The sequence below is a fragment of the Pseudomonas sp. NLJ1 genome (assembly GCF_049486705.1).
In the GTDB taxonomy this organism is placed as follows: domain Bacteria; phylum Pseudomonadota; class Gammaproteobacteria; order Pseudomonadales; family Pseudomonadaceae; genus Aquipseudomonas; species Aquipseudomonas inefficax.
The window spans coordinates 1296322-1318576 of the sequence record NZ_CP137735.1 but is presented as its reverse complement, the minus strand read 5'-3'; the positions used below and the strand labels follow the sequence as shown (position 1 = coordinate 1318576).

The following is a 22255-nucleotide window of genomic DNA, read 5'->3' as shown; positions in this document are numbered from 1 at the left end:
GGCATGTTCAGAAGTTACCTGCGGTTGCTGCTGTTCACCTTCGGCCTGCTGGCCGGTATCCAGGTTCCGGGGCTGGTGAAGGACTACAGCCAGCGGGTCGAGGCGCACCTGTTCGAATCACGCGAGGCGCTCGATGGCTTCCGGCAGACTGCCGAACGCTTTTTCAATGGCGACCTGCAGGCGCTGCTGCGGCATTACCGCAGTAGCGACGATCCGGTGTTCCTCAGTGACGCCAACAGCATCGAAAGCCTGATGATCCGCAACCAATTGCTGGAAAACGAATGGCAGGCGCTGCAAGGGGCATGGGCGCAGCGCACCTGGCATGTGCTGGTGCAGGCGGACCCGCAACTGCGGGAAGAGACCCTGAACGGCTATAGCTATCAGATATTGCTAGTGCCCGAGGCGATTGGCTGGGGCGTAGGCGCAGGGTTTGTGCTGGCCTTCGTGGTCGAGAGCCTGCTGCTGGGGATTGGCTGGGTGATTCTGGGTGGGCGGCGCAGGGCGGTGAAAGAGAGCTGGCGCTGATTACTGCTTGCCTGTACTGGCCTCTTCGCGGGTAAACCCGCTCCCACAGGGTTTGCACAGGATTCAAGCTTATGCAGTACCTGTGGGAGCGGGTTTACCCGCGAAAGGGCCAGCACAGGCAGCACAGCTGGTTCACACCAGCACTATCCGCTGAGCCCCCACATCCCGCGCATACCTTTCCAGCACCTGCCGGCATACCCCGACCACTTCATCCACCAACGCCACCCCGGTCTGCCAGGCCACCACCAGTTCCAGGCTCGGCGGCGGTTGCAGCCCCTGCAGCAACACCAGCTCACCTCGGCTCAACTCGGCATCCACCAGCGCCGGCGGCAACGCACCAATGCCGAACCCGTCGCGCAACAACCGGGTAATCGCCGCCACCGAGTTCACGCAATTCAGCCGCGGCGTTTCGGCACCGGCACCCAGTAGCAGGCTCAGCACTTCCTGGTGCGGCCGCGAGTTCTTCGAGAAAGTGATGATGCGTTCCCGTCCAAGCTCGGCCAATGATCCGTAATCGCGGTGCTGGTGCGAGCCGGCGGCCACCACCCAACCCATCGGATAGCGCGCCAGGTCCAGGCTGCGGATCGACTGCTCGCGCAGCAGGTCGGTCTGCAGAATCACGTCGAGAAAGCCCTTCTGCAATTGCTCGCGAAGGTTCAGCGCAGTGTCGGCCACCAGTTCGATCTCTACCTGCGGGTAACGCTCGGTCAGCTCCGCCACCAGCGCGCTCATCCAGGTGTGGATCACCGTGTCCATCACCCCGATACGGATACGCCCGACCTTGGCCCGGTCGCTGTCCAGCGACTGCTTCATGGCCTTGGCGGTTTCCAGCATGCGCTCGGCATATTCCAGTACCTTGCCGCCCTCCGGGGTCAGGCTGACGCCGCGTGAGTCGCGCAGCAGCAGCTTCACGCCCAGGTCGGCCTCCAGCGCGGCAATGCGGCTGGACACCGAGGCCTGGGTGGTGAACAGCTTTTCCGCGGTCAGGCGGAAGCTCTTGAGCCGGGCGACCCAGACGAAGGTTTCGAGGAAGCGAAGGTTCATGATCAGTTTTTCTTGTTCCAGACCGGCGGTTTTTCTCGTTGGACGCAAATGGCGCGGCGTCTGAACAATGGCAGCCAGGCCGCGACTCATTGTCGCCCATAAAACAATACCAACAAGCCGAGGCAAGCATGAACCCCACCGGCGTGCAGCAGCAGGTCAGTTCCCCATCTTCGTCCGGGCCTTTCGCCTGGTATCGCGACATCGACTCACAGCAGCGCCGGACGTTCTGGAGCTGCAAGATCGGCTACGGCCTGGACGGCATGGACACACAGATGCTCAGTTTCGTCATCCCGACGCTGATCATGCTGTGGGGCATCACAACCACCGAAGCCGGGTTGATCCACACCAGCACCTTGATCGCCTCGGCCGTGGGTGGCTGGGTGGCCGGCATTCTCTCCGACCGCATCGGCCGCGTGCGCACCCTGCAACTGACGGTGCTGTGGTTTGCCTTCTTCACCTTCCTCTGCGGTTTCGCCCAGAACTACGAACAGCTGCTGATCGCCCGTACCCTGATGGGCTTCGGCTTTGGCGGTGAGTGGACTGCCGGCGCGGTGCTGATCGGCGAGGTGATCCGTGCCCAGGACCGTGGCAAGGCGGTGGGCATGGTGCAGTCCGGCTGGGCGCTTGGCTGGGGCCTCACCGCCATCCTCTACGCGCTGCTGTTCTCCTGGCTGCCGGCAGAGCAGGCCTGGCGCGCGCTGTTCCTGCTGGGCCTGGTGCCGGCGATTTTCGTGATCTTCGTCCGCCGCCTGGTCAAGGACCCCGAGGTGTACCGCGAGGCCAAGGCGGTGGAAAGCGCCGAGGCTCCTGCGCAGTTCTACGAAATCTTTGCCCCGGGCATGCTCTGGACCACCGTGCGTGCGTCGCTGCTGACCACCGGTGCCCTGGGCGGCTACTACGCCATTACCTCATGGCTGCCGACCTTCCTGAAGAACGAGCGCGGCCTGAGCGTGCTGGGTACCGGTGGCTACCTTGCCATGGTGATCGTAGGCTCCTACGTCGGCTATGTGGTCAGTGCGTACCTGTCCGACCTGTTGGGGCGCAAGAAGAACTTCATCCTGTTCGCCGTGGGCTCGTTCGTCATCGTGCTGTTGTACACGCAAATGCCGGTCAGCGACGGCGTGATGCTGTGGCTGGGCTTCCCGCTGGGCTTCTTCGCCTCGGGCATCTTCAGCGGCATGGGCGCGTTTCTCACCGAACTGTTCCCCACGCGTATCCGCGGTTCGGGGCAGGGTTTCTGCTACAACATCGGCAAGGTCATTGCGGCGCTGTTCCCGCTGCTGATCGGCGTGCTCGGCCAGAAAGTGCCGCTGGGCCTGGGTATCGGCGTGTTTTCGGCCGTGTCCTACGGCGTGGTGATCGTGGCGGCGCTGAGCCTGCCGGAAACCCGCGGCAAACAACTGCAGGCGCGGTAAGGTAGGCATATGAACAACGACAACGGAGGCCGCGCGGTGGAACGCCTGCTACTCAATTGCGACATGGGCGAGAGTTTCGGCAGCTGGCGCATGGGCCTGGATGCCGAGGTCATGCCTTACATCGATTGCGCCAACATCGCCTGCGGCTACCACGCCGGGGACCCCGGCATCATGCGCCGCACCGTGGCCCTGGCGCTGGAGCACGGCGTGACCATCGGCGCGCACCCGGCCTACCCGGACCTGGTCGGCTTCGGCCGCCGCTCCATGGCCTGCAGCCCGGAGGAAATCCGCGACCTGCTGCATTACCAGATCGGTGCGCTGGACGGCATCTGCAAAGTGTTGGGCGGCCGCGTGGCGTACGTGAAACCCCATGGTGCGCTGTACAACGACATGATGGCCGACCCGCTCAAGCTGCGTACCGTACTGGAGGCTGTGGCGGCCTATGGCGGCGGCCTGCCACTGATGCTGATGGCTACCGCCGACAACCGCGCCGCCCAGGCCCTGGGCGATGAAATTGGCGTGCCGCTGTGGTTCGAAGCATTCGCCGACCGCGCCTATACCGCCAGCGGGCACCTGGTGTCGCGGCGCCTGCCCGGCGCGGTGCACCACGACCCGGCGTTGGTGGTGGAGCAGGCCGTGCGCCTGGCCCGTGGCGACACGCTGGTGGCGGACGATGGCAGTGCGTTGAGGCTGGCGGCCAGCACCCTGTGCGTACACGGCGACAATGACAGTTCGGTAGCAGCGGTGCGGCAGATTCGCCAGGCCCTCGATGCCCTGGAGTCGCGATGAAGCCGCGTATTGAAGTTGTGGCCATCGACAGCCTGATGGTGCGCCTGTTCGACTCCATCGACGAGGGCAACATGCCGTGGATGCTTGCCGCCAGCCAGCGCTTGCACGCGGCGTTCGGCGAGCACTTGCTGGACCTGGTGCCGTCCTACACCACGCTGATGGTGCAGTTCGACCTGCCACCGAGTGAGGCGAGGGCGCTGATCATCCGTTCACTGGAGGGCTTGCAGCCAGACACGGGCAGCGGTGGCCGCCGCCATGAGATCCCGGTGTGGTACGACGCCAGCGTCGGCCCGGAGCTGCCGGTGTTGGCGGCCCGCAGTGGCTTGAGTGAAGCAGAGGTGATCCGTTTGCACAGCGAGCGCGAGTACCCGGTGTTCGCCCTGGGTTTCGCCCCCGGTTTCGGCTTCATGGGCCTGGTGGACGAACGCCTGGCCAGCCCGCGCCTTGGCACCCCGCGCAAGCGCGTGGCGGCCGGCAGCGTCGGCATTGCCGAGCGCCAGACGGCGGCCTATCCGGCGGTATCGCCGGGGGGCTGGAACCTGATCGGGCGTACCCCGGTGCGCCTGTTCGACCGTGAACGCGAGGGCTACAGCCTGTTGCAACCCGGTGACCGGGTGCGCTTCGTGCCGGTTTCGCGCAGCGAGTTCGTGGCGTTGGGCGGTGATGTGGAGGCACAAGCATGAAGCAGTTGAAGATCGAGGCCAGTACGCCGCTGTGCCAGTTGCAGGATGCCGGGCGCTTCGGCGTACGCCACCTGGGCGTGACCCAGGGCGGGGCGCTGGACTGGGTGGCGATGCACTGGGCCAACTGGCTGCTGGGCAACCCGTTGACGGCGCCGGTGGTCGAGGTGGCGCTAGGTGGTTTCTGTGTGGTCGCAGAGCAGGATTGTGTGCTGGCCCTGGCCGGTGCCGACCTGGATGCGCGGGTCGATGATCAGCCGCTGGCGCCCTGGCGCAGCTTTGCATTGGCCAAGGGGCAGCGGTTGACCCTGAAGCAGCCGAAGCAGGGCGTGCGGGCGTACCTGGCAGCACCTGGCGGGTTCCTGGGCGAGGATGTGCTGGGCAGTCGTGCCACGGTCGTGCGGGAAGAACTGGGCGGTATCGATGGCCAGGGCTCTGCGCTCGGCAAAGGCCAGCTGCTGGCATTTTCCAGCGCTTCAGCGACCTTGCGTGAGGTACCGGCAGCGCTGCGGCCACAGTACGCACAAAAGCCAGTGCTTGACCTGGTGATCGGCGCACAGATCGGTGACTTCAGCGGTACCAGCCTGTTCGAGGCGTTCAACCGCGAGTGGACGCTGGACAGCCGTGCCGACCGCATGGGCATCCGCCTGCTGGGGCCGCAGCTGGTCTACCAGGGTGCGCCGATGATTTCCGAGGGTATTCCGCTGGGGGCGGTGCAGGTGCCGCCGGATGGGCAGCCGATCGTGTTGCTCAATGACCGGCAGACCATTGGTGGCTATCCGCGGCTTGGGGCATTGACGCCGCTGGCGCTGGCGCAACTGGCGCAGTGCATGCCGGGGGCGGTGGTGCGGTTCAGGGCGGTGGTGCAGGATGAGGCGTGGCGGGAGCAGCAGGTATACCTGGACCGTTGGCGTCAAGGCTGCCGGCCTCTTCGCGGGTGAACCCGCTCCCACATGTACCCCACAGGCCTCAAGGCTTGCGCAATACCTGTGGGAGCGGGTTCACCCGCGAAAGGGCCGGCACTGGCAAAATCACTTGGACAGGTAACGCATCCCTTCCTCCAACCCCTGCAAGGTCAGCGGATACATCTTGTCCTCGATCAGGTCCCGTACCAGATGGGTCGATGCGGTGTAATCCCAGGCCTGCTTCGGGTACGGGTTGATCCAGATGATCTTCCTGAATTTTTCCATGAAACGCTGCATCCACACATACCCGGCTTCTTCGTTCCAGTGCTCCACGCTGCCACCCGGCTGGGTAATTTCGTAGGGCGCCATGGCCGCGTCGCCGACGAACACAACCTTGTAGTCATCGCCGTACTTGTGCAGCAGGTCGAAAGTGGAATAGCGCTCCGAGGTGCGGCGCAGGTTGTTCTTCCACACCGACTCGTACACGAAGTTGTGGAAGTAGTAGTACTCCAGGTGCTTGAACTCGGTCTTGCACGCCGAGAACAGTTCTTCGCAGACCTTGACGTGGGCGTCCATCGAGCCACCGATGTCGAACAGCAACAGCAGCTTCACCGTGTTGCGCCGCTCGGGGCGCATCTGGATGTTCAGCAGCCCGGCATCCCGCGCGGTGTGGTCGATGGTGCCGTCGATGTCCAGCTCTTCGGCGGCGCCTTCACGGGCGAACTTGCGCAGCCGGCGCAAGGCCAGCTTGATGTTGCGCGTGCCCAGCTCCACCTGGTCGTCCAGGTTCTTGTATTCGCGCTGGTCCCACACCTTCACCGCCTTGCCCTGGCGCTTGCCGGCCTCACCCACGCGGATGCCCTCGGGGTTGAAGCCGCCCGAACCGAACGGGCTGGTGCCGCCGGTGCCGATCCACTTGTTGCCGCCGGCGTGACGCTCCTTCTGCTCCTCGAGGCGCTTCTTGAACTCCTCGATCAGCTTGTCCAGGCCACCCAGCGACTGGATCTGCGCGCGCTCCTCATCGGTCAGCGAACGCTCGAACTCCTTGCGCAGCCAGTCTTCGGGGATCAACGCCTCGATGTGCCGGTCGAGGTTCTCCAGGCCCTTGAAGTAGGCAGAGAAGGCGCGGTCGAACTTGTCGAAGTGGCGCTCGTCCTTCACCAGGATGGCGCGGGCGAGGTAGTAGAACTCGTCCATGTCGGCAAACACCACGCGCTTTTGCAGGGCCTGGTGCAGGTCGAGCAGTTCGCGTACCGACACCGGCACCTTGGCCGCGCGCATTTCATTGAACAGGTTGAGCAGCATGGCCCGGCTCCTGTCAGCGGTTGCCGCGCCGGCTCATGAAGGCCAGGCGCTCGAGCAGTTGTACGTCCTGCTCGTTCTTCACCAGCGCGCCGGCCAGCGGTGGAATGGCCTTGGTCGGGTCGCGTTCGCGCAGCACCGCTTCACCGATGTTGTCGGCCATCAGCAGCTTGAGCCAATCGACCAGTTCGGAGGTGGACGGCTTTTTCTTCAGGCCTGGTACCTTGCGCACGTCGAAGAACACGTCCAGCGCCTCGCTGACCAGCGACTGGCTGATGTTCGGGTAGTGCACGTCGACGATCTGCTGCAGGGTAGTGCGGTCGGGGAAGGCGATGTAGTGGAAGAAGCAGCGGCGCAGGAAGGCGTCCGGCAGCTCCTTTTCGTTGTTGGAGGTGATGATGATGATCGGGCGCTGTCTGGCCTTGATGGTCTCGTCGATTTCGTAGACGTAGAATTCCATCTTGTCGAGTTCTTGCAGCAGGTCGTTGGGGAACTCGATGTCGGCCTTGTCGATTTCGTCGATCAGCAGGATGACCCGTTCCTCGGCTTCGAAGGCCTCCCACAGCTTGCCCTTTTTCAGGTAGTTGCGCACATCGTGGACCTTGTCCACGCCCAGCTGCGAGTCACGCAGGCGGCTGACCGCGTCGTACTCGTAGAGGCCCTGGTGGGCCTTGGTGGTGGACTTGATGTGCCAAGTGATCAGGCGCGCACCGAACGAGGCTGCCAGCTGCTCGGCGAGCATGGTCTTGCCGGTGCCGGGTTCGCCCTTGACCAGCAAGGGGCGTTCGAGGGTGATGGCCGCGTTTACCGCCAGTTTCAGGTCGTCTGTGGCGACGTAGTCGCGGGTGCCTTCGAACTTCATGGGTCTGTCCTCTGCGGTAAGCCTGTAGCGGCCCTTTCGCGGGTAAACCCGCTCCCACAAGTACCCCACCTTCCCTGAGGTTTGTCGAATACCTGTGGGAGCGGGTTTACCCGCGAAGGGGCCAGTACAGGCAGCATCTATTTTCGATTTGTCACCGACTATAACGCGGGCTTCGCCGACTGGAAACGCAGACCGGGTATTCAGTCCCTGAATGCCCCGTCACTCGATCCTAGTCGGAATCCGGCGCGTCACGCTCGTACCGGGCATTGAACGCCTGGATGAACCCGTTGCGCAGTATCTGCAGAAACGCCTCGAAGGCGCTGACATCCTGCTTGTGCACGCTACCGCTGAGCTCTACACGGGTCGCGAACTGGTTCTTTGGCTGGTTCTTCAATACCGTCTCGGTCGCGCCCACCAGCGCTTCCCAGACTGAGCGGAAGAAGCCTTTGTCCTTTTCCTGCACATCCTGCTGCCAGTCGAACACATCCACATCCCGCAACAGCGGCTTGATGTACCCGTTCAGTCGGCCGTTGGTCGCCTCGGCCTCTATCACCACATCGCCGTGCCCGGCATTGAAGTCGAACTTGCCGTAGGCGCTGGCGAAGTCATTGAGCTTGCGCAGCTCGATACCCGTGGCGCGCAGGCGGAACTCGAAGTCATCGAAATCGCTGAATGGGTCGAAAGTGGCGCGGCTTTCCACCTTGGCATCGCCTACGATCAGCGCCGTGCCATCAAAGCTTGCATCGCGTCGGCCCTTTTCGTCACGAATGTTGGTGAGGTTGCGAATACTGGCATCGAGCTGGGTGGCCTTGAGGTTGACCGGTGGCCTGGAGTTGAAGTTACGGAATGTCAGCACGCCTTTGTCGATGCGAACCTCGTTCAGGGTGATCGGCAGCAGTTTTTCCAGTTGCTGGCGCCAGTCGGTGCCCTGACCAGTCTGCGAGTTCTGTTTGTTGCCGCCATCGACGAAGTTGAGTTCCGGCCGGTCGAACACCACTTCGGCAACCACTGCGCGGTCGTACCACAGGGCGTGCCAGCTTACCGACAGGTCGATCAGCGGAGCGTCGAGAAACGGCACCGGCACCTTGCCGGTGGTCTTGACGATCTTCAGGCCGTTGATCTGGTACGCGCCGCGCCACCAGGCCAGGTCCACATCAGTCACCTGGCCACGGTAGTCGCCCATGTCGGCCAGTTTGTCGTTGAGGTAGTTGCGCACCAGATAGGGCAGGGCCAGGTGCAGCGCCAGCAACAGCACGATCAGGCTGGCCAGGCCGATCAACGGCCAGCGATAACGGGCTCTCATCGGAGTGTCTCCAAGGCAGGATATGCGGTTGACCGCAACGCGTCCGGGGGAGTTCGAACAGGCTTTACGGGCCACCGGCCCAGGCTTACCCTTGAGGTCTTTCCCTGCTTACTTTCATGCCAAGGACCCCTGCCATGAGCCGTATCTTTGCAGACAACGCCCACTCCATCGGTAACACGCCGCTGGTGCAGATCAACCGCATTGCCCCGCGCGGCGTGACCATCCTGGCCAAGATCGAAGGGCGTAACCCGGGCTATTCGGTCAAATGCCGCATCGGCGCGAACATGGTCTGGGACGCCGAAAGCAGCGGCAAGCTCAAGCCGGGCATGACCATCGTCGAGCCCACCTCGGGCAACACCGGCATCGGCCTGGCCTTCGTCGCCGCAGCCCGTGGCTACAAACTGATGCTGACAATGCCTGCCTCCATGAGCCTGGAGCGCCGCAAGGTGTTGAAGGCGCTGGGTGCCGAGCTGGTGCTGACCGACCCGGCCAAGGGCATGAAGGGCGCCATCGAGAAGGCCAACGAAATCGTCGCCTCCGACCCGGCCCAGTACTTCCTGCCGGGCCAGTTCGAAAACCCGGCCAACCCTGCGATCCACGAAAAAACCACCGGCCCGGAAATCTGGAACGACACCGACGGCGCGGTCGATGTGCTGGTTGCAGGCGTCGGCACCGGCGGCACCATCACCGGTGTTTCGCGCTACATCAAGCATACGCAGGGCAAGGCGATCCTGTCGGTGGCGGTGGAACCCGTGGCATCGCCGCTGATCACTCAGACCCTGGCCGGCGAGGAGCTCAAGCCCAGCCCGCACAAGATCCAGGGCATCGGCGCCGGCTTCGTGCCGAAGAACCTCGACCTGTCGATCGTCGACCAGGTGGAAACGGTGACTGACGAAGAGTCCAAGGCCATGGCCATCCGCCTGATGCAGGAAGAGGGCATCCTCTGTGGCATTTCCTGTGGTGCGGCGATGGCGGTGGCCGTGCGGCTGGCCGAAAAGCCGGAAATGCAGGGCAAGACCATCGTCGTGATTTTGCCGGACTCCGGCGAGCGCTACCTGTCGAGCATGCTGTTCAGCGACATGTTCAGCGAGCAGGAAAACCAGCAGTGATGGCCTTGCCGCTGATCCGGCGCAACGTTTGGCGGCTTGGTTTATTGCAAAATCTTCATGATTGAGTTGCCGCCCAGGCTGTTTTTACCCCGGCGGCATCAGTTTATGATGGCAGGATGATTTATCGGAGAGCAGGGCGCACAGCCCTGTTTCTTCCTCAAGGAGTGAAAGCATGACCTTTTCCTTTGCAGCCAAGGCGGGTGTCTTGCTGGTGTTTTTTGGCAGCGTGCTGTTCGTGCACCTGCGCGGCAAGGCTCGCTTGCCGATGTTGCGCCAGTTCGTCAACCATTCGGCGCTGTTCGCCCCTTATAACAGCCTGATGTACCTGTTCTCCGGCGTACCGTCCAAGCCCTACCTGGACCGCCAGCGCTTCCCCGAGCTGGACGTGCTGAAGGACAACTGGCAGGAGATCCGCGAAGAGGCCATGCGCCTGTTCGACGAGGGCTACATCCGCGCCGCCGAGAAGGATAACGACGCCGGCTTCGGTTCGTTCTTCAAGAAAGGCTGGAAGCGCTTTTACCTGAAGTGGTACGACAAACCGTTGCCGTCGGCCGAAGCCCTGTGCCCGCGTACTGTCGAGCTGGTCAGCAGCATCCCCAACGTCAAGGGTGCGATGTTCGCCCTGCTGCCAGGCGGCAGCCACCTGAACCCGCACCGCGACCCGTTCGCCGGTTCCCTGCGCTACCACCTGGGCCTGTCCACGCCCAACTCCGATGCCTGCCGCATCTACGTCGATGGTGAGCAGTACGCTTGGCGTGACGGCGAGGACGTGATGTTCGATGAAACCTACGTGCACTGGGTCAAGAACGAGACCGACGTTACGCGGGTGATCCTGTTCTGCGATATCGAGCGCCCGCTGAGCAGCCCGCTGATGACCCGCATCAACCGCCAGGTCAGCGCGTTCCTGGGGCGTGCCACCGCGCCGCAGAATACCGATGACGAGCGTGTCGGCGGGATCAACCAGGCGTATGCCTGGAGCAAGCGCTTCAGTAACCGGGTCAGTGGCCAGGTGAAGCAGTTCAAGCGCGCCAACCCCAAGGCTTACCGCGTGCTGCGGCCGGTGCTGGCGGTGGTGGTGGCATATCTGCTGTATCGCTGGTTGTTCTGATTCTGCCTGTTGGGGCTGCTTCGCAGCCCATCGCGACACAAGGCCGCTCCCACAGCTACCGCGCCACCTCTGGAATTGCGCAGAACCTGTGGGAGCGGCCTTGTGTCGCGATAGGGGCGCAAAGCGCCCCCGGCGTCCTCTCAGGAAACCAGTGAGGGGCGCGCAGCCCCCCTTTGCCGTATCAAGCCGGCTCCAATGCCTCGACTACCTTCCCACGGCTCAGGTGCACCACCTTGTCCGCCGTATCGAAGTACCGGTCATCATGCGAAATCACGATGATGGTCTTGCCCATGCGCTTCAGGTCCGGCAGCAGCTCGGTGTAGAACACCCGGCGGAAGGTCGGGTCCTGGTCCGCCGCCCATTCGTCGAACACCAGCACCGGCCGGCCGTCCAGCCAGGCATTGACCAGCGCCAGGCGCTTGCGCTGGCCGGTCGACAGGTCGGTGGTGGTGAAGGCGCCATCGCGCACGCTCACCTTGTGGGCGATCTCCAGCCGTTCCAGGTAGCGCGTGGCATCGCTGGGCAGGCTGTGCTCGTGCTCGGGCAGGTCGTCGAACAGGTAATAGTCGGCGAACACCGTGGTGAACAGCTGGCGATAGTCATCCAGCCCCTCCGGGCCGACCGCCTTGCCGTTCAGGCGCACTTCGCCGCGTTGCGGGGTGTACAGGCCCAGCAGCAGCTTGATCAGCGAAGTCTTGCCGCAGCCGTTCTCGCCGACGATGAACAGGATCTCGCCCGGTTCGATGCTCAGGTTCACCGGCCCGACGCGGAACGGCTCGTTGCCGTCCACCGGCGGGTAGGCGTACTCGACGTCGTGCAGCTCCAGATGCGCGCTGGCCGGGGCGGCGCGCTTGACCGGCGGCTCCAGCAGCAGGTGCGGCTCGGGCGAGGAGAAGCGCTCGGACAGGTCGGCAATGCGGCGGAACGCCACCTGGGCGCGGCCGAGGATCGGCAGGTTGCCGATCAAGGTTTCCAGCGGGCCTTTCATGTACAGCAGCACCAGCACGAAGCCGCTCATCACCGCCGGGTCGTTGCTCGGCCATAGCGATTGCAGGGCCAGGGTCAGGCCGATGACCACGAAGAACAGCATCGACCCCAGGCTCTTGGCCGCGACGAAGATGTTGATGGCGCGGATATGGGTGTTGGCGATGAAGTCGGCGGTGCCCTGGATGTTGCGGGTCAGCATGGCATGGCGGCGGCGGCGGTCGATGCGCAGCTCCTTGGCGCCCTCGGCGATGGCCGAGTAGTGCTTCTGCAGGTTGTCTTCGGCATCGCGGGCGGCGTTGAAGCCGGCCACGCCTTTCTGCCTGGCCACGTACTGGATGCCACTGCCAATGCCGATGGCCGCCAGGGTGATGAGGAAGATCGGCCACGACAGCCAGGCCAGGTAGGCCATGCAGCCAGTCACGGTGGTGAGCGAGATGGCCAGCGGGGCGAAGGCGAAGGCAAAGTCGCTGATGGTATCGACGTCGCGGGTCAGCACCGGGATCAGGCGGTGGGTGCGGTAGCGCTCGATCTGCTCGATCGGCGCCGACAGCACCTTGGCGCCGAGGTCCTTGCGCAGCCTGGCGATGACTTTCTGCCCAACGTAGTTGGTGCCGCTGTCAGCCGCCACGCTGCTGACCAGGGCCAGCACGCACAGGCCGGCGAAGGCCAGGATCACGCCCTGGCTCATGCCGTCAGCGGCATGCAGGCCCTGGTTGACGGTGGCCAGCAGGGCGGTCACGGCCAGGCCGCCGAGCATGCCCAGCAGCACCGAGACGATTACCGCCGGGCGGTAGGGTTTCAGCAGGCCCAGCAATTCGCGGATGGCCCCGGGGGAGGAGGTTTTCATGAAGCGTGATCTCGCTGGTGAGGTGGGGGCGGGGTCAGCTGCCTAGGGTCAGGGAGCCTTTCATCAAGGTGCCGTGGAATGGGAACGAGCAGTAGAAGCTGTACGCGGTACCTGCCTTCAGCGACCGGACGTCGAGGCTGATGCTGTCTGTTTCACCGCCGCCGATCAGGCGGGTGTGGGCGATTACCCGGGGGTCGCCGGGCTTCACGTAGTCCAGCGCTTCGCCGGCTTTCTGGCCGTCGTCGAGCACGCCTTGCATATCGGCCTGGGTACTCAGCACCCAGTTGTGGCCCATCACGTTCTTCGGCATATCGCCAGGGTGGGTGAGCGTGACGGTGAACACGGCGCAGGCCTTGGGCACGGTGATGGCGGCCTTGTCGAAGGTCATCTGGTCGGTGCCATGGATTTCCACGGCGCATGGCTCTGCCGACCACGCGGCAGGGGCCACGGCGAGCAGGGCGAGGAGCAGAAGCTGGCGAGTCATGTACGGTTCCTGGGCGATAGAAGGGTGCACATCGTTCAGACGAACCGGCGCGCGCAGGCTTTACCTGTGTGTGCGGCCCGGGTGAATTTCCCCATCGCCCGCTCGTTCATTCAGGCAGGCGCCCTCATGGCGCATATCCCGATTTCGCCGCCTATGCGGCCCAGGCCTGAGGTGACCGGACATGAGTGAACTGCTGAGCTTTGCGATCGAACCCCTGGACGCCGCGCGCGGCAACCTGCCGCTGCTGGTGCGCGCACCGGAGCCGGGTATCGACCTGCTGGAAGCCTTTGCCGAGTTGCAGCCGCTGGTGGACCGGCACCTGCTGCAGGCCGGCGGCATCCTGTTTCGTGGGTTCGAGGTGGGTGGCGCCGAAGCGTTCCGCCAGTTCGCCGCGTCCTTCGGCCACCCGCTGCTCAACTACGAGTTTGGCTCCACCCCGCGCAGCAACGTGACCAAGGGCGTGTACACCTCCACCGAGTACCCGGCGCACCAGAGCATCCCCCTGCACAACGAGCAGGCCTACACCCTGGAATGGCCGATGAAGATCTGGTTCTACAGCGTGATCCCCGCCGCGACCGGTGGCGAGACGCCGATTGCCGACAGCCGCGAGGTGTACCGGCGCATGCCGGCGCGCATTCGTGAGCGGCTGGTGGAGAAGGGGCTGATGTACGTGCGCAATTATGGCAACGGCCTGGATGTGGAATGGTCGCAGGTGTTCAACACGGAAGACCCGCGCCAGGTCGAGGCCTATTGCCGGGCACATGCCATCGAGTGCATCTGGAAGGATGACGGCGAATTGCGCACCCGCCAGCGCTGCCAGGTGGTGGCGCGCCACCCGGTGACCGGGGAGGATGTGTGGTTCAACCAGGCGCACCTGTTCCATGTTTCGAACCTGCAGCCAGAAGTGCGCGAGTCGTTGATGGACATCGTCGAGGAAGAGGACCTGCCGCGTAACGTGTATTACGGCGACGGTACGACCATCGAGGATTCGCTGCTCGATGAAGTGCGCGGGGTGCTGGACGAATGCACCATCAGCTTTCCGTGGCTGGAGAACGATGTGCTGATGTTGGACAACATGCTTGCGGCACATGCGCGGTCGCCGTTTACCGGCAAGCGCAAGGTGGTGGTGGCGATGGCGCAGGGGTATTCCGAGTTTTTGCGCTGATTAGGGAGTGAGGGCTGCCATGTGCCTGCCTTGAGAGGTGTGGTGTCTGTGAGATCGAGCGCCGCCCGCGCGGCGCTTCGCGGGACAAGCCCGCTCCCACATTTGTTGCAACGTGCCGAACCTGTCAGGCCATGGTTGCCAGCCTTGGTGGGTTGACTGGATTTCTGAGTTGGCATTGCTGCCGCATCACCTGTCTCAAGCCATGCACCCAGGCTGACAACGCCTCTCCCACAGGCATGGCCACGTTGCAACAAATGTGGGAGCGGGCTTGTCCCGCGAAGCGCCGCGCGGGCGGCGCTCGATCTCATAGGCACCGAAAGGGTTGTGGCGAACACCTGTCAGCCCAGATGCATTCCCCAGACATGCCTCCTGCAGCCTTCAAAAATCCCAGACTCTTCCTACGCCTCGGGACTGGCAACTCCACCCCTGCGAAATATCCTACAACCTCTGTCGACATGCGTCTGATTGTTCCTGCAAATCCCGCACTCTAGGCTTTGCCCGTCGCTGACGGTTCAGCGATCGGGTGTGGAAACCTGTAGTAAGCATTTCAGGGTTTGTCGTTACATTCAGGAGAACCCATGACCGACGATACCAAAACCACCCCCGGCGTTACCTACTTCTACCAAGGCGAAGGCCAAACCCATCCACTGTTCCGTATTGCTGAGGGCATCCCCTGCCGCAGCGCCCGCGAGCAAGCCTAGGAGCTGATGGGCTATGCACGCGACTTGTCACTGACCGGTTTGATGGACGGCGATCAGCAGATGCTCTGGGCTTCGCATTACTTTGCAGCCATGGCCAAGGCGTTGTTGGATGATGCCGAGTTGGGGTTGCTGCGCTGATCCTTGTATTGGCTGGGCTGGCCCTTTCGCGGCTAAAGCCGCTCCCACAGGGATTGCGCATGCCAGGCCATGCACGGCCCCTGTGGGAGCGGGTTTACCCGCGAACACCGGCGCAGCCGGTGCCAGCCACCGCGGCGCCTGCTTCGCGGGCACGCCCGCTCCCACGGAGATAGCGCCCCGTCCTGGCTGGCGCCATTCCTGTAGCGGCTATGGCCTTGCCCAGAGCCCTTGAAACCTGCGCGGTCGGTGTGGGAGCTGGCTTGCCGGCGATCACCGGCGCAGCCGGTGCCAGCCACCGCGTCGCCTGATTCGCAGGCACGCCCGCTCCCACGGGGATGGTGCTGGACCTAAGGTTGGCGCCACTAAATCAGCCCCGCATGCCTTCGTCTGACAGTTACCGCTCGACTGCCAGGACACCGCTCGACATGAATGCCGACCAAACGCTCAAGCTCGCCCGCCGCTTCATCGAACTCAGCCCCGACAAGCGCCGCCTGTTCCTCAAGGCGCTGCAGGGCGAGGGCATGGATTTTTCCGTGCTGCCGATCGCGCCCGGGGTTGAGGTGGCCGAGCGTGACCAGTTGTCGTACGCCCAGCGGCGCATGTGGTTCCTCTGGCAGCTCGACCCGCAGGGCGCGGCATACAACCTGCCCATGGCCGTGCGCCTGCATGGCCCGCTGGACCTGACCGCCCTGCAGCACGCCTTCGATGCCCTGGTGGCCCGCCACGAAACCCTGCGCTCCCGCTTTGTCGCCGACGGTGATGACGTGCGCCAGCAGGTCGATGCCGTCGCCGCCCCGTTGCAGCTGCACCAGGATGCCCTGGCCGATCTTGACGAGGACGCCCGTCAGGCCGCCATCGAAACCATCGCCGAAGCCGAAGCCCTCGCCCCCTTCGACTTGGCCTGTGGCCCGCTGCTACGTGTGCGCCTGCTGCGACTGGCCGACCAGGAACACATACTGCTGCTCACCCTGCACCATATCGTCGCTGACGGCTGGTCGATGAACGTGCTGATCGACGAATTCCTGCGCCTGTACGACGCCGCTGTGGCTGGCAGCGATGCCCGCCTGGAACCGCTGCCGATCCAGTACCGCGACTACGCCCTGTGGCAGCGCAGCTGGCTCCAGGCCGGTGAGCAGGAGCGCCAGCTGGCCTACTGGCAGGCGCGCCTGGGCGATGACCATTCGCCGCTGGAATTGCCACTGGACCGCAGCCGCCACGGGCGCCCCAGCTATCGCGGCGCGCGACACGAGTTCCCCGTCGCCGCAGATGTCGCCGAACGCCTGCGCGGCTTGGCGCGCAAGCATAACGTCACCCTGTTCATGCTCCTGCTGGCAGCCTTCAAACTGCTGCTGCAGCGCTACAGCGGCCAGTCGGCGATCCGTGTCGGCGTACCCATCGCCAACCGCAACCGCGCCGAAAGCCAAGGGCTGATCGGCTGCTTCATCAATACCCAGGTACTGCACACCGAAATCGACCCACTGCTGGACATTACCGGCCTGCTCCAGCGCGTGCGCGAAACCGCCGTAGGCGCGCAAAGCCACCAGGACCTACCGTTCGAGCAACTGGTCGAAGCCCTGGACCTGCCGCGAAGCAGCGAGAGCCCGCTGTTCCGTGTGCTGTTCAACCACCAGGCGCAGGTGGCGGATGTGCAGGCCATCGAGACCCGCTCCGGCCTGAGCCTGGCACCGGTCACCCTGGCAAAGCTCAGTGCCCGCTTCGACCTGGCGCTGGACACCCATGAGCGAGCGGGGCAGCTGCACGCAGCGTTCACCTATGCGACCGACGTGTTCGATGCGGTCACAGTCGAAGCCCTTGGCGAGCAGTGGCTGGCCCTGGTACAGGCATTGGCCGACGAAGTGGGTGGGGCAGTCGGCGAGCTGCCATTGCCAGGCCTGGCTGCTGCCATTGGCGCACCTGCGCAGGCTGACGCAACGCTGCTGGTTCACCAGCGCTTTGCCGCCGCCGCCAGCCGCCACCCCGAACGCACGGCGGTGATGGCTGCGGGCGAGCAGGCCAGCTTCGCCGAACTCGATGCCCGCGCTGAAGACATCGCCAGCCGATTGGTCGACGCCGGGGTGGGGCCGGACACACTGGTCGGCTTGCTGGCTGACCGCAGCGTTGGCATGCTCGCCAGTATCCTTGGTGTGCTCAAGGCCGGTGGCGCCTACCTGCCACTGGAGCCCGAGCAGCCGGCGGAACGCTTGGCCTACATGCTTGCCGACAGCGGTACGCGCCTGGTGCTGGCGCCCGGTAACTGGCCGGCCGAACTGCCCGAGGGCGTGCAGCGCCTGGACTGGGTGCAAACCGGCAACGGCAACGTCGCCGGCATCGCACCGGCGCCGGCCAACCTGGCCTATGTGATCTACACCTCCGGCACCACCGGCCAGCCCAAGGGCGTGGCGATCAGCCACGGCGCCCTGGCCAACTACATCGAGGGCATCACCGCGCGCCTGCCGGTCGAGCGTATCCGCAGCATGGCCCAGGTCTCGACCCCGGCTGCCGACCTTGGCCACACCATGCTGTTCGGCGCCCTGTGCGGCGGCCACACCTTGCATTTGCTGCTACGCGAGCAGGTGCTGGATGCCGAAGGCTTCGCCGCCTACCTGGCCGAACACCGGGTAGACGCGCTGAAGATCGTACCGTCGCACCTGGAGGCCATGTTGGTGGCAGGCCGCTCGGCGCTGCCGGCACAGTGCCTGGTGCTCGGCGGCGAGGCCATCAGCCCGAGCCTGCTGGGCAAGGTCCGCAGCCTGGCCCCGGCGCTCAAGGTGTTCAACCACTATGGCCCGACCGAAGCCACAGTCGGTGTGCTGGTCGCCGAACTGAACGGGCAGGCCAGCCTCGGCCAGCCCCTGGCCAACACCCGTGTCGCGGTGCTCGACCGCTGCCTGCAACCCTTGCCGGCCAAAGCCAAGGGCGAGCTGTACATCGGTGGCGCCGGCCTGGCCCGTGGCTACCTGAACCGCCCGGCACTCACCGCCGAGCGCTTCGTTCCCGACCCGAACGGCCAGGGCCAGCGCCTGTACCGCAGCGGTGACTGGGTTCGCCAAGGCAGCGACCTGCAGTTCGCCGGGCGCATGGATGGCCAGGTGAAGATCCGGGGCTATCGCGTGGAACTGGCCGAAATCGAGAACCAGCTGCGTGCCCTGGGCGGTGTCGCCAATGCCCTGGTGCGCGTGCATGGCCAGGCGCCGCAACTGCAACTGGCTGCCTGGCTGGTGCCCAGCCAGATGCCGGCCGATATCCTGACCTGGCAGGAATCGATCCGCGCCAGCCTCAAGAGCCTGCTGCCCGAACACATGGTGCCGACCCACCTGATAGTGCTGGAGCACCTGCCGGTCACGGTCAACGGCAAGGTTGACGTCAAGGCGCTGCCGGAACCCGTCGCCACCCAGGTGGCCTATCAAGCGCCGCAGACCCCGCTGCAAACGCAATTGGCGCAGATCTGGGCGCAAGTCCTGCAAGTACCGCAGGTAGGCCTGGGCGACAACTTCTTTGCCCTTGGCGGCCATTCGCTGCTGGCCACCCAGGCGGTATCGCGGATACGCAAGCAATTGGGCGTGGATATTCCGCTGCGCAGCCTGTTCGACACCGTCGACCTGCAGGCCTTTGCCCAGGCAGTGGCCGAAGGCGAGCAGGGCGCAGGCCTGGACATCGAGATCCTCGACCGCCAGCAACCGCTGCCGGTGTCCCGCTCGCAAAACCGCCAGTGGCTGTTCTGGAAGCTCAACCCTGAAAGCCTGGCCTACAACACGCCGATGGCCGTGCGCATGCAGGGCCACCTCGACCACTGCGCCGTGCAGGCTGCGCTGGATGCCTTGGTAACCCGCCACGAATCGTTGCGCACGGTGTTCGTCGAGGCCGACGGCTTGCCTTGGCAGCGCATCCTGCCGGCTGCCACGGTAGCGATCGGTTTCGAAGACCTCAGCGGCCAGGACCACGCCGCGCAGATGCGCAAGCTGCAAGCCGAAGCCTTCGTCCCGTTCGACCTGGAGCGCGGCCCGCTGCTGCGCGCCCGGCTGTTCAAGGTGCATGCGCAGGAGCACCTGCTGTCTCTGACCCTGCACCATATCGTCTCCGATGGCTGGTCGATGAGCCTGCTGGTGCGCGAGTTCGCCGCCGCCTACAACGCCGCCGCCACGGGCCAGGCGCAAACCGTCGAGCCACTGCCGGTGCAGTACGCCGACTTCGCCGCCTGGCAGCGCAAGTGGCTGGCCGAGGGGCAGATGCAGGCGCAGATCGACTACTGGAAGGCGCGCCTGGAAGACGACTTCGAAGTGCTGGAACTGCCTGCCGACCGCATTCGCCCGCAGGTCAAAAGCTACCAGGGCAGCCGCTTCGACGTGCGCCTGCCACAGGCCCTCACCGAGCGCCTGCGCGCCCTGGCGGTGGCATCCAACGCCACGCTGTTCCATGTGTTCCTGGCGGCCTATGCCATCGTGCTGTCGCGCTACAGCCGCAAGGGCACGCTCAACATCGGCGTGCCGGTCACCAACCGCAACCGCCTGGAACTGGAAGGCCTGATCGGCTTCTTCATCAACGTGGTGGTGGCCCGTATCAGTGTCGATGGCAGCCAGCCCTTTCCGCAGTTGCTGGCGGCGATCAAGGAAACCACCTTACAGGCCCAGGCCAACAAGGATGTGCCGTTCCTCGAGGTAGCCGAGGCGCTGTACCCCGACCGCAGCCAAGGTGTGAACCCGTTCTTCCAGGTGCTGTACAACCACCTGCGCGACCTTGGCGAGCAGGTGTCCAGCGATGCGCTGCACGGCCTGCAGGTCAAGGAAGTGGACCTGCTGGAGCCGGGCGCGCAGTACGACATCTCGCTCAATACCCTGGAGCGCGCCGATGGCGTGACTGCCTCGTTCAACTATTCCACCGACCTGTTCGATGCTGCACGTATCGAGCGCATGGCCGGGCATTGGCAAGCATTGCTGCAAGCCATCTGCGCCGAGCCACGGCGCTGCATTGCCGAGCTGGACTTCCTTGGCAGTGCCGAACGCCAGCAGCTGACCCACGGCTGGAACCCGGCGCCCCAGGCTGGCAGCGGCTTGTGCGCGCACCAGCTGCTGGCGCGCCAGGCCCACGAGCGGCCGGATGCGCTGGCGCTGATCTTCGACGACCAGCAGATGACCTACGCCGAACTGGACCGCAGCAGCAACCAGCTGGCCCACCGCCTTCGGGCGCTGGGCGTGGGGCCGGACTCGCTGGTCGGCGTGGCTGTCGAGCGCGGCCTGGGCATGGCCCTGGCGCTGGTCGCCATCCACAAGGCGGGTGGTGCCTATGTGCCGCTGGACCCGGACTACCCGCAAGAACGCCTGGCCTACATGGTCGAGGACAGCAATATCGGCCTGCTGCTGGCCGATGCGCCCTCGCGTGAGCGCCTGCAACTGGGCAGGCAACTCCCCTGCGTGGTACTGGAACCGGGCACCGAGTGGCTGCACGCCTGGCCCGCCGAACCGCCGGCCAACCTGGCGGCACCGCACAACCTCGCCTATGTCATCTACACCTCCGGCTCCACCGGCATGCCCAAGGGCGTGGCCATCGACCACCACGCCCTGTCGCTGTTCTGCCAGGTGGCAGGCGACTATTCGCGCCTCACCCCGGGCGACCGCGTGCTGCAGTTCGCCACCATCAGCTTCGACGGCTTCATCGAGCAGTTCTTCCCGCCGCTGGCCCAGGGCGCCTGCGTGGTGCTGCGCGACCTGCGACTGTGGGACACCGCCACGCTGCTGGACGAGATCAATCGTCACGGCGTGACCGTTGCCGACCTGCCGGCAGCCTACTGGCGCCTGCTGGCGCTGGAGCGCCGAGCCCCCGAGGCCTATGGCCGGCTGAAGCAGATTCACGTGGGGGGAGAGGCGGTGCCGGAAGATGCCCTGCGCGCCTGGCTGGTCGATGGCCCGCCAGCCGTGCGCCTGCTGAACACCTACGGCCCGACCGAAGCCACCGTGGTCGCCACCACCTACGACTGCTCGCACATGACCGTGGAGCAGGTCAGCCAGGGCGGGGTGCCGATCGGCCGTGCCTTGCCGGGGCGTACCTTGCATGCCCTGGACGATGGCCTGGCGCCGACGCCGGTGGGCGTACCTGGCGAGCTGTTCATCGGCGGGGCAGGGTGCCTGGCGCGCGGTTATCACCAGCGGCCGTCACTCACCGCTGAGCGTTTCATCCCCGACCCGTTCGACCCGGTCGGCGGTGGCCGGCTGTACCGTACCGGCGACCTTGGCTGCTACGACGAAAACGGCCAGCTGGCCTATCGTGGCCGAGTCGACCACCAGGTTAAGGTGCGTGGTTTCCGTATCGAACTGGGCGAGATCGAGCAGTACCTGCGGGCGCACCCGGATGTCCGCGAAGCCGCCGTGCTGGCCATCGACTTGCCCAGTGGCAAGCAGCTGTGCGCCTATGCGGTGCCGGCCGAAGGCTACCGCGGCGATCTGCGCCAGGCCCTGAAGCAGTACCTCAAGGCCAGCTTGCCTGACTACATGATCCCGGCCTACCTGGTGACCCTGCCGAGCATACCGCTGACCCCCAGCGGCAAACTCGATCGCAAGGCGCTGCCGCTGCCCGACCCGAACCAGCCACAGCACGACTACCAGGCGCCGCAGACCGAGCGGCAGCAGCAGCTGGCGAACATCTGGGCGCAGTTGCTGAGCGTTGCCCGGGTCGGCCTGAACGACAACTTCTTCGAGCTGGGCGGCCACTCCCTGCTGGCTGCCCAGGCCGTGTCGCGGATCAACGTCGAACTGGGGCTGGACATACCCCTGCGGCTGATCTTCAGCCACCCCGAGCTATGCGCGTTCGCCCAGGCGCTGGACGAGCAGGGCCTGTCGCTCTCCGACGACGGCCTGAGCGATATCGAACAAATGATGAATGCATTCACAGAGGCCTGAC

At 64.9% G+C, this 22255-nt stretch carries 15 protein-coding genes and 1 pseudogene; 10 read left to right on the top strand and 6 right to left on the bottom strand.

Annotation, left to right across the window (positions count from 1 at the left end):
- Positions 1–3 precede the first annotated feature (3 nt).
- Positions 4–525 carry a DUF2937 family protein gene (locus tag R9B85_RS05800; protein WP_112254188.1) on the top strand — a complete coding sequence of 174 codons (522 nt, stop codon included), beginning with the start codon at positions 4–6 and terminating at the stop codon, positions 523–525.
- A 132-nt stretch (positions 526–657) separates the two neighbouring features.
- On the opposite strand, the gene R9B85_RS05795 is transcribed toward R9B85_RS05800, so the two are convergent.
- Positions 658–1569 carry a LysR family transcriptional regulator gene (locus R9B85_RS05795; protein WP_252379334.1) on the bottom strand — a complete coding sequence of 304 codons (912 nt, stop codon included), beginning with the start codon at positions 1567–1569 and terminating at the stop codon, positions 658–660.
- A gap of 128 nt (positions 1570–1697) precedes the next feature.
- Here R9B85_RS05795 and R9B85_RS05790 point away from each other — a divergent pair, with 128 nt between their 5' ends.
- From R9B85_RS05790 to R9B85_RS05775, 4 genes are read left to right on the top strand one after another with little or no spacing between them, the layout of a single operon-like run.
- Complete coding sequence (locus R9B85_RS05790; RefSeq protein ID WP_207876931.1) at positions 1698–2984, top strand: MFS transporter; 1287 nt, start codon at positions 1698–1700, stop codon at positions 2982–2984.
- 9 nt (positions 2985–2993) lie between these two features.
- Positions 2994–3773, top strand: a complete 780-nt coding sequence (locus R9B85_RS05785) for a 5-oxoprolinase subunit PxpA (RefSeq protein ID WP_423770898.1) — start codon at positions 2994–2996, stop codon at positions 3771–3773.
- Positions 3770–4456, top strand: coding sequence for a 5-oxoprolinase subunit PxpB (pxpB, locus tag R9B85_RS05780; RefSeq protein WP_423770897.1), 687 nt, complete (start codon positions 3770–3772; stop codon positions 4454–4456). The genes R9B85_RS05785 and pxpB overlap by 4 nt, the downstream gene beginning before the upstream one ends.
- Positions 4453–5394 carry a biotin-dependent carboxyltransferase family protein gene (locus tag R9B85_RS05775; protein ID WP_207876928.1) on the top strand — a complete coding sequence of 314 codons (942 nt, stop codon included), beginning with the start codon at positions 4453–4455 and terminating at the stop codon, positions 5392–5394. The genes pxpB and R9B85_RS05775 overlap by 4 nt, the downstream gene beginning before the upstream one ends.
- A 90-nt stretch (positions 5395–5484) precedes the next feature.
- Here the strand turns inward: R9B85_RS05775 and R9B85_RS05770 are convergent, their stop codons facing one another.
- From R9B85_RS05770 to R9B85_RS05760, 3 genes are all read right to left on the bottom strand, one after another.
- Entirely contained in the window at positions 5485–6663 is a 1179-nt protein-coding gene (locus R9B85_RS05770; RefSeq protein ID WP_112254182.1) for a vWA domain-containing protein, read from the bottom strand.
- A 13-nt stretch (positions 6664–6676) separates the two neighbouring features.
- Positions 6677–7522 carry an AAA family ATPase gene (locus R9B85_RS05765; RefSeq protein WP_013973748.1) on the bottom strand — a complete coding sequence of 282 codons (846 nt, stop codon included), beginning with the start codon at positions 7520–7522 and terminating at the stop codon, positions 6677–6679.
- Between the two features lie 229 nt (positions 7523–7751).
- Positions 7752–8825 (bottom strand): DUF748 domain-containing protein, encoded by a 1074-nt coding sequence (locus R9B85_RS05760; RefSeq protein WP_207876927.1) that lies wholly within the window; start codon positions 8823–8825, stop codon positions 7752–7754.
- A 134-nt stretch (positions 8826–8959) separates the two neighbouring features.
- Here R9B85_RS05760 and cysK point away from each other — a divergent pair, with 134 nt between their 5' ends.
- Positions 8960–9934: a cysteine synthase A gene (gene cysK, locus R9B85_RS05755; protein WP_112254180.1), complete on the top strand. Its 975-nt coding sequence runs from the start codon at positions 8960–8962 to the stop codon at positions 9932–9934.
- Positions 9935–10106: 172 nt separating this feature from the next.
- Entirely contained in the window at positions 10107–11042 is a 936-nt protein-coding gene (locus R9B85_RS05750) for an aspartyl/asparaginyl beta-hydroxylase domain-containing protein (RefSeq protein WP_207876926.1), read from the top strand.
- A gap of 181 nt (positions 11043–11223) precedes the next feature.
- Here the strand turns inward: R9B85_RS05750 and R9B85_RS05745 are convergent, their stop codons facing one another.
- Positions 11224–12876 carry a cyclic peptide export ABC transporter gene (locus R9B85_RS05745; RefSeq protein WP_112254177.1) on the bottom strand — a complete coding sequence of 551 codons (1653 nt, stop codon included), beginning with the start codon at positions 12874–12876 and terminating at the stop codon, positions 11224–11226.
- A gap of 34 nt (positions 12877–12910) precedes the next feature.
- Complete coding sequence (gene azu, locus R9B85_RS05740) at positions 12911–13360, bottom strand: azurin (RefSeq protein ID WP_274079914.1); 450 nt, start codon at positions 13358–13360, stop codon at positions 12911–12913.
- Between the two features lie 181 nt (positions 13361–13541).
- On the opposite strand from azu, the gene R9B85_RS05735 reads away from it, so the two are divergent.
- The 3 genes and pseudogenes from R9B85_RS05735 (at position 13542) to R9B85_RS05725 (ending at position 22254) form a co-directional block, all read left to right on the top strand.
- The gene (locus R9B85_RS05735) at positions 13542–14525 is read left to right on the top strand and encodes a TauD/TfdA family dioxygenase (protein WP_112254175.1); all 984 of its coding nucleotides are present in this window, start codon (positions 13542–13544) and stop codon (positions 14523–14525) included.
- A gap of 578 nt (positions 14526–15103) precedes the next feature.
- Positions 15104–15364: pseudogene (locus R9B85_RS05730) on the top strand (DUF3077 domain-containing protein).
- Positions 15365–15789: 425 nt separating this feature from the next.
- Positions 15790–22254: an amino acid adenylation domain-containing protein gene (locus R9B85_RS05725; protein WP_423770896.1), complete on the top strand. Its 6465-nt coding sequence runs from the start codon at positions 15790–15792 to the stop codon at positions 22252–22254.
- The last annotated feature ends 1 nt before the right edge of the window (position 22255 follow it).